The following is a 12,319-nucleotide window of genomic DNA, read 5'->3' as shown; positions in this document are numbered from 1 at the left end:
CCCTGTGCGGGGCGGGCACTTACTTCTCTTTGCCGCCGCAAAGAGAAGTAAGCAAGAGAAAGCGGCTCAAACCGCTATTTCTTAAGCGGGTCCCCCGCGCAGCCAGGGTAGTGGTGCATCTGGAATCTGTGTTCTCGCACATTCAGCCTCAGTGACAAGGCCGTCATACTTCCGGCGGCGCTGCGCGCGCCGAAGCGCATTTCATAAAACCGACCACTACGTTTTCGTACTCGCGTTTCGCGATTGCCACTTCACTGCCGCTGCCGCTGCCGCCAGCATGGCAACCGCGGTTTTTCGGCCTGTGGTTTCGCACTTTGATTCGCGTGGAGAACTTGTCTTCTGGATACTTTGGCGCATCGCCGAGGCGAAGCCGATGGTTCCCACCGCGCGAAGCGAAGCCCCTGGTTTCCCATGCATACCCATCCGCGACGCACGCAGTGCGGAGTGGGAGCTGACGACTCCTTTGTCACTCGCGCGGAGTGTGTGTGGGCACGGATTCCAGATGTACCACTACCGTGGCTGTGCGAGGGACCCGCTTAAGAATTAGCGGTGTGAGCCGCTTTCTCTTGCTTACTTCTCTTTGCGGCGGCAAAGAGAAGTAAGTGCCTGCCCGAGGGTGTCCGGAATTTTGTGTAAACGGGTATTGATTTAACCCGGTAACAGGCGGTCTTCGAACTGGATAGTGAAGCGGTTCAGGGCTGCCTTCCAGTCCCGGATCGGCATCGACCACTTCTTGCTGATGTTGTTAAGTGCCAGGTAAAACAGCTTGGTCACGGCCTCGTCGGTCGGGAACGAACTGCGGGTTTTGATCACCTTGCGCAGGCTCATGTTGATCGATTCGATGGCATTGGTGGTGTAGATCACCTTCCGGATCTCCGGCGGATAGTCGAAGAACGGAATGACGCGTGCCCAGTTGCGCCGCCAGCTCTGCCCGATGGACGGATAGTCCTTGTCCCACGTGGCTTCGAAGGCACTCAGCTTCTGCTCGGCCAGCTCGACCGTCGATGAAGTGTAGATCGTCTTCAGGTCGGCGGCGACCTCGCGCTGCACCTTCCAGGACACGAAGTTCAGACTGTTGCGCACCATATGCACGATGCACAGTTGAACTGCTGCCTTCGGATAGACTGCTTCGATGGCTTCGGGGAAGCCCTTGAGCCCATCGACACAGGCAATAAAAATGTCCTGCACGCCGCGCGTTTTCAGCTCGGTCACCACCTGCAGCCAGAACTTCGCGCCCTCGGTCTGGGCGATCCACAGCCCCAGGACTTCCTTGTGGCCGTCCATGTTCACGCCGATGGCGAGATAGACCGCCTTGGTCCGTACAGCACCGCTGTCGCGCACCTTGACGTGGATGCAGTCGAGATAAACGATGGGGTAAAGCGCGTCGAGCGGGCGGGCTTGCCAGGCCTTCACATCCTCGCTCACCGCGTCTGTTACGGCCGAGATGAGCGTGGGCGACACCTCGGTACCGTACATTTCTTCCAGATGCCCCTGAATCTCCCGCACGCTCAGGCCGCGGGCATATAGCGAGATGATCTTGTCGTCAAAGCCCGACCAGCGCGTCTGATGACGACTCACCAGCTTCGGCTCGAACGCACCCTGACGGTCACGCGGGATATCGAGCGGCAACTCGCCAAACTCCCCCTGCAACGTCTTGGCGCTATGGCCGTTGCGGGTGTTGCCCGTGGCATTGGTGACCGCTTCGCTCTTGCCGTGGCCCAGGTGTTCGGACATCTCCGTCTCTAGCGCGAATGGCACTTACTTAAGCCTGCATGGAGGAGAAGACGGGGGTAAGTGCTTGAAGAGAAAGGGAGGCGGCTGATCGAAGGATTGATAGGATGGTTGTTACCAGGCAAACACCGTCTCATTCCAAGGATCAGCCACCATGGATCGTAATTCACGAAGTCATCATAGGCAAACACGAAGCACAGTTCAAAGCCGGGCGCGCAGGACACAGTCTGTGGACTACTTCAACATACTGACGAGCCCGCAGCTATTGGCCGCCACCGAAGCGTATTTGCCAGCGCATCGAGAACGGCTGTATCCGCCGACGGTGACGCTGTCGATGTTCATGCGCCAGGCGCTGGAAGAGGATGCCTCCTGTCAGAAGGCAGTCAACGGGTGGGCCGCGCAGCGAGTTGCCGACGGGCTGCGGCCCACGAGCGTGCGCACGGGAGGCTACTGCCGCGCTCGCCAGAGACTGCCGCTGACAATGGTCCGGGAGTTGGCGCGCGAGACGGGGCGTCAACTGCACGAGCAGGCCGAGCCGGCCTGGAAGTGGCGCGGGCGCCCGGTCAAGCTGGTTGACGGCACCGGGATCTCGATGCCCGATACGCCGTCGAACCAGGCGCGCTTCCCACAGTCCAGTGCTCAGGCCGAAGGCGTGGGATTTCCGTTAGCCTATCTGGTTGCGGTGATCTGTCTGGCAAGCGGCGCAGTGCTGGAGGCGGCTGTCGGAACTTACGCGGGCAAAGGCAGCGGGGAGCTGACGGCGTTTCGCATGCTGGAAAACACGTTTCGTCGAGGTGACGTGATTGTCGCCGATGCCTTGTACTGCCACTACTTTCTGATGGCCTCAATGATCGCCGCCGGAGTGGATGTCGTGATGGAACAGCATGGGGCGCGCCGCACCGACTTTCGGCGAGGCAAGTCGCAGGGCACGCGCGATCACATTGTGACGTGGCCCAAACCCCGGCAGTGCCCCGCCTGGATGACGCGTGAGCAGTACCAGGCCTTCCCCGATGAACTGATGGTGCGCGAATGCAGGCTGCATCACCGGGTGCTGGTCACCACGATGCTTGATGCACACAAGACCAGCAAACAGGACCTCTCGCAGTTGTATGCCAGGCGCTGGAACGTGGAACTGGATCTACGTAACATCAAGACGACGATGGGCATGGATGTGCTGCATTGCCAGACTGCCCACATGAACGAGAAGGAGATGTGGGTCCATCTGCTGGCCTACAACGTGATTCGGCTGCTGATGGCCCAAGCCGCCAGCCACTGCGCCACCGATCCGAGAACACTGAGTTTCAAGCACGCCGTGCAGCTATGGACTGAATGGCTGGCCAGGGGTCTGACGGCAACTCACGACCAGAGTGTCCTGTTCAAGCTGATCGCGCAGTCTCGTGTTGGGAACCGCCCCGGTCGCATCGAACCACGAATGCGCAAACGAAGACCGAAGTCTTATCCATGGCTGAAAGAGCCTCGTCACATCGCACGCGAGCGCGTCCGAAAATATGGGCACGCTCCTCGGGCTCGGGCTTAAGTAAGTGCCATTCTCTCTAGCGCCCGTTCAACCAGCATCTTCGTGAGCTGCTTGAGCAGGCCGTTCTCGCCAATCAGGTCCTCTGGTTTCTGGTAGTTCGCCAGCAGGCTGTCGGCCAGCTTGACGAGCTCAGGGTCGGGTTTCACGCGTTTGTTGCGTTTCGCTACGGTCATCGTCGCTCCTGATTACTGGCAGTCTCCTGCCAAATGACCGTTTACACAAAACTAATTACACCCTCGCCTGCCCCGCACAGGGGCGACGCTAATAGACCAATAAGAAAACAAGGAAAGGCCAACGCCATAAGAACACAGACAAACAAGCGCCGCGCAGGCAAACCACCCCAGGCAACCACCCCAGGCAACCACCCCAGGCAAACCACCCCCACCCCCATTACCGCCGCCCAAGGCAAAAAACCTAACCTTCTGGTATTCCCCTTTAGCATACCCACCACCCAATCTTTGATTATCGCCTCGCGAGGCCCCCCTTTAGACTCCTGCAAACACCTCAATCGAGCAGGAGACGTTGTGACTTTCACCCCGGCCGCCGCGCAGCGCGCTCAACCGTTACTTCGCCATTACATCAACGGCGAATTCATTGCGACTGCAACCACCTTCCCAAACATCAGTCCGGTAGACGGCAAACAACTCGCTCAAGTCTGTGAAGCCGATGCCGTAACCGTCGACGCCGCCGTCCGCGCCGCAGCCGCCGCCCAACGCGCCGGCTGGCGCAATACCAAACCGGCTGAACGTGCGGACTGGCTGCATAAAATCGCCGACGGCATAGAAGCCCGCTTCGAAGATTTCGTCGCGGCAGAAGTGGCCGACACCGGGCGTCCACTCGAGCAAGCCCGCAAGCTCGACATTGCTCGCGGCATCGCGAACTTCCGCACCTTCGCGGATCTCATCCGCACCGCAAACAGCGAGTTCTTCGAAACACATGCAGCCGACGGCAGCGAACTGATCAACTACGTCACGCGAAAACCGCTCGGCGTGGTCGGCATCATCTCGCCGTGGAACCTGCCCTTGCTGTTGTTCACGTGGAAAGTCGCGCCGGCCCTCGCCATGGGCAACTGCGTCGTCGCGAAACCCTCGGAAGAAACGCCCAGTTCCGCCACGCTGCTCGCCGAAGTGATGCACGATATCGGCTTGCCGCCTGGTGTGTTCAATCTGATTCACGGTCACGGGCCGAACGCTGCCGGTGAATTCCTCACGCGTCATCCGGACATCAGCGCGATCACTTTTACCGGCGAATCGCGTACCGGCAGCACGATTATGAAGACCGTCGCCGATGGCGTGAAGGAGATATCGTTCGAACTCGGCGGCAAGAATGCAGCCGTCGTGTTCGCCGACGCGGATTTCGACGCGGCCGTCGCGGGCGTGTTGAAATCGAGCTTCACGAATGCCGGGCAGGTTTGTCTGTGCAGCGAGCGCGTGTACGTCGAGCGGCCGATCCTCGAGCGCTTCGTCGCCGCATTGAAGGAAAAAACCGAGGCGCTGCAAGTCGGCGCGCCTCACGATCCAGCAACCACGATGGGTCCGCTGATCTCGCGTGGCCACCGCGAGAAGGTGCTGTCGTATTTCCGGCTCGCAGTCGAAGAGGGAGCAACCGTGGTGACTGGCGGCAATGTCCCGCAATTCGGCGACGAACGCGATCAGGGCGCGTTCGTGATGCCGACAATCTGGACCGGACTGAACGACGATGCGCGCTGCGTCAAAGAGGAAATCTTCGGACCTGTCTGCCATATTGCGCCGTTCGATAGCGAAGACGAAGTGATCGTCCGCGTCAACGACAGCGCCTACGGACTCGCGGCGAGCATCTGGACGACGCAACTCTCGCGCGGCCACCGCGTGGCGCGGCAGATCGAAACCGGTATCGTCTGGGTCAACGCATGGTTCGTGCGCGACCTGCGCACACCGTTCGGCGGAGCCAAGCTTTCGGGCATCGGCCGTGAAGGCGGGCGTCACTCGCTCGATTTCTATTCGGAACTGACCAACGTCTGCGTGAGGATCGCATGAGCGAGATCGACCTGAAGGCGGCGCAACAGATTGCTGACTCAATCTGGCAGGCGCAGCAGAGCAACACACCCATCGCGCCAGTGCGTGCGGCGATCGCGGACCTGGGTGGCGACGCGCTGGAAGCCGCTTATGCCGTGCAGCGCCTGAACACTGAACGGAAGCTGGCAACCGGTCGCCGCCTCGTGGGCCGCAAGATCGGCCTGACGTCGGCAGCCGTGCAGATCCAGCTCGGCGTCGATCAGCCAGATTTCGGCATGCTGTTCGACGATATGTCGATTGCGGACGGCGAAGAGATCGCCATGTCGCGCGCGCAGCAGCCCAAAGTGGAAGCGGAGATCGCGCTGGTGCTCGCACGCGATCTGCCGCACGAACGGCACACGATTGCCGACCTGATCGGCGCAACCGCCTACGCATTGCCCGCGATCGAGATCGTCGGCAGCCGTATTGCCAACTGGGATATCCGCTTGACGGATACAGTGGCCGACAACGCGTCGAGCGGTCTATTCGTACTCGGCAATCGCCCGGTCAAACTCGATGCCTTCGACGCGATCAACTGCGGCATGGTGATGGAGCGGCGTGGCGATCAGGTGAGCGTCGGCGTTGGCGCCGCTTGCCTCGGTAATCCGCTCTACGCAGCGGTATGGCTCGCCAACATCATGACACGTGTCGGCGCGCCCCTGAAGGCGGGCGATATCGTGCTGACCGGCGCGCTCGGCCCAATGGTCGGCGTCAATGCCGGCGATGTCTTCACCGCCCACATCGAAGGTCTCGGCTCCGTGAGCGCGAGTTTTTCCCACCACACGGAATCCGCAGCGTGACAGAGAAAGCCATGCACAATAAACAGAAAAAGCAGGCCATCGCCATCATCGGCTCCGGCAATATCGGCACCGATCTGATGATCAAGGTGCTGCGTAACGCAAAGCACCTCGAGATGGGGGCGATGGTCGGGATCGATCCGGCTTCGGACGGTCTGGCGCGTGCCGAACGGCTCGGCGTGCCGACCACTGCGCATGGGATCGACGGTCTCGTGGCCATGCCGAACTTCAGCGACATTCGCATTGCATTCGACGCGACCTCGGCAGGCGCACATCATCGCCATGCGGCCGTACTGCGCGAACACGGCATCACCGTGATCGATCTGACGCCAGCCGCTATCGGGCCGTTCGTGGTGCCGGTGGTGAATCTGTTCGCGCATCTCGACGCGCCGAACCTGAACATGGTTACATGCGGCGGCCAGGCGACGATTCCAGTCGTTCATGCGGTATCGCGCGTGGCGCCGGTGCGTTACGCCGAAATCGTCGCATCGATTGCAAGCCGCTCGGCGGGGCCGGGTACGCGCGCCAATATCGACGAATTCACCGAGACCACCTCGAAGGCGATTGAAACCGTGGGCGGGGCGGCGCGCGGCAAGGCGATCATCGTGCTCAATCCGGCCGAGCCGCCGCTGATGATGCGCGATACCGTCTACTGCCTGACCGAAGAAGACGCCGACACCGGCGAAATCGAAAGTTCGATTCATGCAATGGTCGCGGCGGTGGCGAGTTACGTGCCCGGCTATCGTCTGAAGCAGGCCGTACAGTTTGACCGTTACACCGCGGCGAACCCACTCGCGTTGCACGCGAACGAGCGCCGCGCGGGCCTGAAGGTGAGCGTATTCCTCGAAGTGGAGGGCGCTGCGCACTATCTGCCTTCGTATGCGGGCAATCTCGACATCATGACTTCGGCGGCGCTGGCCGCGGCCGAGCAGATCGCGGCCAGCCGCGTGGCAGCGTGAAAGGAACGACGTAATGACCGATAGCAACAAGAAAATCTATGTGTCGGATGTGACGCTGCGCGACGGCATGCATGCAATCCGCCATCAGTACTCGTTGGAGAACGCGGTTGCGATCGCACAGGCACTCGATGACGCGGGCGTCGACAGTATCGAAGTCGCGCATGGCGATGGTCTCTCGGGTTCGAGTTTCAACTACGGCTTCGGCGCACACACCGACCTTGAATGGATCGACGCGGTGGCCGGTACGGTGAAACGCGCGCAAGTGGCGACGCTGCTGCTGCCTGGCATCGGCACCGTCCACGATCTCCGCGCGGCGTACGACGCTGGCGCACGCATCGTCCGGATCGCCACGCATTGCACCGAAGCGGACATCTCGAAGCAGCACATTGAATACGCGCGCTCACTCGGCATGGATACCGTCGGCTTTCTGATGATGTCGCATATGACCACGCCCGACGCATTGGCGAAGCAGGCGAAACTGATGGAAAGCTACGGCGCGCAATGTGTGTACGTGGTGGATTCGGGCGGCGCGTTGAATATGCGTGACGTCGCCGAGCGTTTCGATGCATTCAAGGCCGTGCTGGATCCGACGACGCAAACCGGTATGCACGCGCATCACAATCTGTCGCTGGGCGTGGCGAATTCCGTGATCGCGCTCGAACACGGTTGCGATCGCATCGATGCATCGCTAACCGGAATGGGAGCGGGCGCAGGCAACGCGCCGCTCGAAGTGTTCATCGCCGCGGTAGACCGGATGAAGCTCAATCACGGCTGCGACGTGAAGAAGCTGATCGACGCCGCCGAAGATATCGTGCGTCCGTTGCAGGAGCGGCCGGTGCGGGTGGATCGCGAAACGCTCGCGCTGGGCTATGCCGGCGTGTACTCAAGCTTCCTGCGCCACACGGAAGCGGCCGCCGCGAAATACGGCCTGTCGGCCTTCGACATCATGGTCGAACTCGGCAAGCGCCGCATGGTCGGCGGCCAGGAGGACATGATCGTCGACGTTGCGCTGGATATGCGCAAGGCACGTGAACTCGCGCCGAAGGAGGCCGCGTGATCAATCTCGATGCTATCGCGGAGCGTATCGACGACGCCGCGCGCCACGCGGAGCCGATCGCGCAACTCACCACGTCCACGCCGTTTTCGCTGGACGACGCTTATGGGATTCAACGCGCGTCGATTGAGCGGCGCATTCATCGCGGCGAGAGCATGGTCGGCGTGAAGCTGGGCTTTACGAGCCGCGCGAAGATGATTCAGATGGGTGTCGACAGCCTGATCTGGGGCTGGTTGACCGACTCGATGCTCGATGAAGATGGCGGCCGCGTCGCGCTGAATCGCTTCATTCACCCGCGCGTCGAGCCGGAGGTTTGCTTCCTGACGAGCCGCGAGATCGACCGGCCGCTAACCCTGCTCGAAGCGTCACGCTATCTGGAAGCGGTAGCCCCGGCGATGGAGATCATCGACTCACGCTACCGTGATTTCAAGTTCACGCTCGAAGATGTGGTCGCCGATAACTGTTCATCGGCGGGGCTGGTGATCGGCCCGTGGACCACACGCTTCGACGGCCTGCGCAACGCGGGCGTGACGATGCGTATTGACGGCCGTATCGTGCAGGCCGGCTCGACCGCGGCGATTCTCGGCGATCCGCTACGCTCGATCGTGCAGGCGTCGCGCCTGATTTCGCAAAGCGGCCTCGTATTACCGGCTGGTTCGCTGATCATGGCGGGCGCCGCCACCGCCGCTCATCCATTGCCCGTCGACGCGCACGTGCATTGCGTCGTCAACGGCCTTGGCAGCACCGAATTTACTACCTATCGACTCTCATGACCAACGAACCGACCATTCAAGGGCGCGTCGTGCCCGGTAAAGCCAAACCGCGCGGCCGTTTTCCGCACGTGACGCGAGCGGGTGACTTCCTGTTCGTCTCCGGCACCAGTTCGCGCCGTCCGGACAATACGATTGCGGGCGCCTCCGCCGACGAACTCGGCACCGTTCAACTCGACATTCGCGAGCAAACGCGTGTGGTGATCGAGAACATTCGCGATATCCTGCAGAGCGAAGGCGCGGACCTGTCGAACCTTGTCGAGATATCGTCGTTCCTCGTCAACATGAACGACTTCGGGGGCTATAACGCCGTGTACGGCGAGTACTTCGACGAAACGGGTCCGACGCGCACGACGGTCGCCGTGCATCAATTGCCTCATCCGCATCTGCTGATCGAGATGAAGGCGATTGCGTACGCACCGAAAAAATAAACACGCGCAAAAAACTAAAGAAAGAGACAGCCATGCTCACGTACGGCAAACCGTTCAATTTTCAGCGCTGGATCGACGACCACGCGCATCTGCTCAAGCCGCCGGTCGGCAATCAGCAGGTGTGGCAGGACAGCGATTTCATCGTCACGGTGGTGGGTGGCCCGAACCATCGCACCGACTACCACGACGACCCGCTCGAGGAATTCTTCTATCAGCTGCGCGGCAACGCGTATCTGTATCTATGGATCGACGGCAAACGCGAACGCGTCGACCTGAGTGAAGGGGACGTGTTTCTGCTGCCGCCTCATGTGCGTCATTCGCCGCAACGGCCGGAAGCGGGCAGCGTCTGCCTCGTGATCGAACGGCAACGCCCGCAAGGCGTGGTGGACGGTTTCGAATGGTACTGCGATGACTGCGGACATCTCGTCTATCGCGTAGAGGTGCAACTGAAAAGCATCGTCAGCGATCTGCCACCGCTTTTCAACGCCTTCTATGCCTCAGAAGAAAAACGCCGCTGCGCGCATTGTGGTCATGTCCACCCCGGCAAGACCGTCTAAACAAACAGAATCACGATGACACTTCGAATCGACATGCATTCCCACTTCTTCCCGCCGATCGTGCGGGAAGAAGCCGCAAGGCTGGACGCGGAACACGCGCCGTGGCTGAAGATCGACGCGGACGGCGAACGCGGCATGATCATGACCGGCGAGAAGAGTTTTCGTCCGGTGTACCGCGCGCTGTGGGATCCGGCGGTGCGTATTGCTGAAATGGATGCGCTCGGCGTCGATATCCAGTTGATGTGCGCGACACCCGTGATGTTCGGCTATCGTTACGCCGCCACCACCGCGCACGACTGGGCCGCGCGGATGAACGACCGCGCACTCGAACTCTGCGCGCACGCCCCGCAACGGTTGATGGCGCTCGCGCAAGTGCCGCTGCAGGACGTCGACCTCGCTTGCCGCGAGGCGACACGCGCGCACCGGGCCGGTCATCGCGGCGTACAGATCGGCAATCACCTCGGCCCGCGCGATCTCGACGACGAACACCTGGTGACGTTTCTCACGCACTGCGCGAACGAAGGCATTCCAGTGCTCGTGCACCCGTGGGACATGATGACCGACGGCCGCATGAAGAAGTGGATGCTGCCGTGGCTCGTCGCGATGCCGGCGGAAACGCAGTTGAGCATGGTGTCGCTGATTTTGTCGGGGGCGTTCGAGCGGATTCCGAAGTCGCTGAAACTGTGCTTCGCGCACGGCGGCGGCAGCTTTGCGTTTTTGCTCGGCCGCGTGCAGAACGCGTGGGAGCAGCGCGATATTGTGCGTGAGGATTGTCCGAATCCGCCGGTGTCGTATCTCGAACGCTTTCACGTGGATAGCGCGGTGTTCGATCAGGGTGCTTTGCGCCTGCTGGTTGAGACGATGGGCGAGGACCATGTTTTGCTCGGTTCCGACTATCCGTTCCCGCTCGGCGAGCAGAAGATCGGCGATCTGGTCGCGGATCATCCGCAACTGAGCGACACGGCCAAGGCGAAGATTCTCGGCACCAACGCCCAACGTTTTTTCGATTTGCCTACGACGGTCGCACACGCGGTTTAAACAGATGCAAGCAACGCACGCCATTGAGCTTGCAATTGCAATAAGAACACACAGGAAATTAGCCAGATGATCACCCGGGAACACTGCGCCGCGCTCGACGCTGCCGACACGTTGGCCCACTGCCGCGCGCGCTTCGATTTGCCCGCCGACACGATTTACCTCGACGGTAACTCGCTGGGCGCGATGCCCGCGAATGTACCCGCGCGTATCGAACGGGCGCTCAAACACGAATGGGCGAACGGTTTGATCCGTTCATGGAACGACGCCGACTGGTATCCGGCGCCGCAGCGTACTGGCAACAAGATTGCCAAACTGATCGGCGCAGGGCAGGACGAGGTGATCGTCGCCGATTCGACCTCGGTGAATCTGTTCAAAGTGCTGGTTTCGGCTACGCGCATGCGTCCGGGCCGCAAGGTGATCCTCGCTGAGCGAACCAATTTTCCGACCGACGTATATATCGCTTCGAGCGTCGCTGAGATGACGGGTTGTGAACTGCGTTGCGTCGATCCGGACGACATCGTCGCGGCGATCGACGATACCGTGGCGATCGTGTCGCTCACGCACGTCAACTACAAAACCGGCAAGCGCTACGACATGGAAGCGGTGACGTGCCAGGCACATGAAGCCGGCGCGCTGATCGTGTGGGACCTGTGTCACTCGGCGGGCGCGATGCCGGTGAATCTGAACCGCTGCGACGCCGACTTCGCGGTGGGCTGCGGCTACAAGTATCTGAACGGTGGTCCGGGTGCGCCGGCTTTTGTGTTCGTTGCGTCGCGCCACATCGAAGCCGTGCATCAACCGCTAACGGGGTGGCACGGCCACTCGAAGCCGTTCGAGTTCACGCACGACTACGCGCCGCATCCAGGCATTGATCGCATGTTGACTGGCACCGCGCCACAGATCGGTGTGATCGCACTGGAGAGCGCGCTCGAAGCGTTCGATGGCGTCGACCTCGACGTGCTTCGTGATAAAAGCGTGGCGCTCGGCAATCTGTTTATCGAGCTGACCGATCAGGAACTGAAGGGCCTTGGTTGCACGCTCGCTTCGCCGCGCGCCGCTGAGCAACGCGGCAGCCAGGTATCGCTGGGTCATGCGGAAGGCTACGCGATCATGCAGGCGCTGATTGCGCGCAACGTGATCGGCGACTTCCGCGCGCCGGACATTCTGCGCTTTGGCTTTGCGCCGCTGTACGTGCGATACGTGGATATCTGGGACACCATCGCTCAACTCAAGGACATCATCGCAACCGATGCGTGGAATACCGAAGAATATAAAGCGCGCAAGTCGGTGACCTGATCCGCTCAACGTACTTGAACACTTAAGCATTTAAGCGCCGCGATTCGAGCAACACAAGTAATACGACAGCGCGGCACCGGCGGTTGCGTCCATACACGTAACCGCATCCAGGAGGA

At 61.0% G+C, this 12,319-nt stretch carries 11 protein-coding genes and 1 pseudogene; 10 read left to right on the top strand and 2 right to left on the bottom strand.

What is annotated here, in order from left to right; genetic code table 11:
* Window positions 1–648 precede the first annotated feature (648 nt).
* Complete coding sequence (locus tag ACUN0E_RS34695) at window positions 649–1,758, bottom strand: IS256 family transposase (RefSeq protein ID WP_445569442.1); 1,110 nt, start codon at window positions 1,756–1,758, stop codon at window positions 649–651.
* A 127-nt stretch (window positions 1,759–1,885) separates the two neighbouring features.
* Between ACUN0E_RS34695 and ACUN0E_RS34690 the strand changes: the two genes are divergently transcribed.
* Entirely contained in the window at window positions 1,886–3,268 is a 1,383-nt protein-coding gene (locus ACUN0E_RS34690) for an IS4 family transposase (RefSeq protein ID WP_445566105.1), read from the top strand.
* A 14-nt stretch (window positions 3,269–3,282) separates the two neighbouring features.
* On the opposite strand, the pseudogene ACUN0E_RS34685 reads toward ACUN0E_RS34690, so the two are convergent.
* A pseudogene (locus ACUN0E_RS34685) lies at window positions 3,283–3,441 on the bottom strand (IS256 family transposase); the annotation flags it as partial.
* A gap of 351 nt (window positions 3,442–3,792) precedes the next feature.
* Here ACUN0E_RS34685 and ACUN0E_RS34680 point away from each other — a divergent pair.
* From ACUN0E_RS34680 to kynU, 9 genes are all read left to right on the top strand, one after another.
* A complete protein-coding gene (locus tag ACUN0E_RS34680) occupies window positions 3,793–5,283 on the top strand; it encodes a 2-hydroxymuconic semialdehyde dehydrogenase (protein WP_445569441.1) in 1,491 nt (496 codons plus the stop codon).
* Entirely contained in the window at window positions 5,280–6,101 is an 822-nt protein-coding gene (locus ACUN0E_RS34675; RefSeq protein ID WP_445569440.1) for a fumarylacetoacetate hydrolase family protein, read from the top strand. The genes ACUN0E_RS34680 and ACUN0E_RS34675 overlap by 4 nt, the downstream gene beginning before the upstream one ends.
* 11 nt (window positions 6,102–6,112) lie before the next feature.
* Window positions 6,113–7,057 (top strand): acetaldehyde dehydrogenase (acetylating), encoded by a 945-nt coding sequence (locus ACUN0E_RS34670; RefSeq protein WP_445569439.1) that lies wholly within the window; start codon window positions 6,113–6,115, stop codon window positions 7,055–7,057.
* A 13-nt stretch (window positions 7,058–7,070) separates the two neighbouring features.
* Complete coding sequence (gene dmpG, locus ACUN0E_RS34665; RefSeq protein WP_445569438.1) at window positions 7,071–8,114, top strand: 4-hydroxy-2-oxovalerate aldolase; 1,044 nt, start codon at window positions 7,071–7,073, stop codon at window positions 8,112–8,114.
* The gene (locus tag ACUN0E_RS34660; protein WP_445569437.1) at window positions 8,111–8,884 is read left to right on the top strand and encodes a 2-keto-4-pentenoate hydratase; all 774 of its coding nucleotides are present in this window, start codon (window positions 8,111–8,113) and stop codon (window positions 8,882–8,884) included. The genes dmpG and ACUN0E_RS34660 overlap by 4 nt, the downstream gene beginning before the upstream one ends.
* On the top strand, window positions 8,881–9,312 hold the full coding sequence (locus ACUN0E_RS34655; RefSeq protein WP_201075509.1) for a RidA family protein: 432 nt from the start codon (window positions 8,881–8,883) through the stop codon (window positions 9,310–9,312). The genes ACUN0E_RS34660 and ACUN0E_RS34655 overlap by 4 nt, the downstream gene beginning before the upstream one ends.
* A 32-nt stretch (window positions 9,313–9,344) precedes the next feature.
* Window positions 9,345–9,869: a 3-hydroxyanthranilate 3,4-dioxygenase gene (locus ACUN0E_RS34650; RefSeq protein ID WP_445569436.1), complete on the top strand. Its 525-nt coding sequence runs from the start codon at window positions 9,345–9,347 to the stop codon at window positions 9,867–9,869.
* 15 nt (window positions 9,870–9,884) lie between these two features.
* On the top strand, window positions 9,885–10,907 hold the full coding sequence (locus ACUN0E_RS34645) for an amidohydrolase family protein (RefSeq protein ID WP_445569435.1): 1,023 nt from the start codon (window positions 9,885–9,887) through the stop codon (window positions 10,905–10,907).
* Between the two features lie 66 nt (window positions 10,908–10,973).
* Complete coding sequence (gene kynU, locus ACUN0E_RS34640; protein WP_445569434.1) at window positions 10,974–12,203, top strand: kynureninase; 1,230 nt, start codon at window positions 10,974–10,976, stop codon at window positions 12,201–12,203.
* Window positions 12,204–12,319: the final 116 nt, after the last annotated feature.

This window comes from Paraburkholderia sp. D1E (assembly GCF_052682275.1).
The sequence above is the reverse complement of the archived record's forward strand: the minus strand, read 5'-3'. Positions and strand labels throughout refer to the sequence as shown.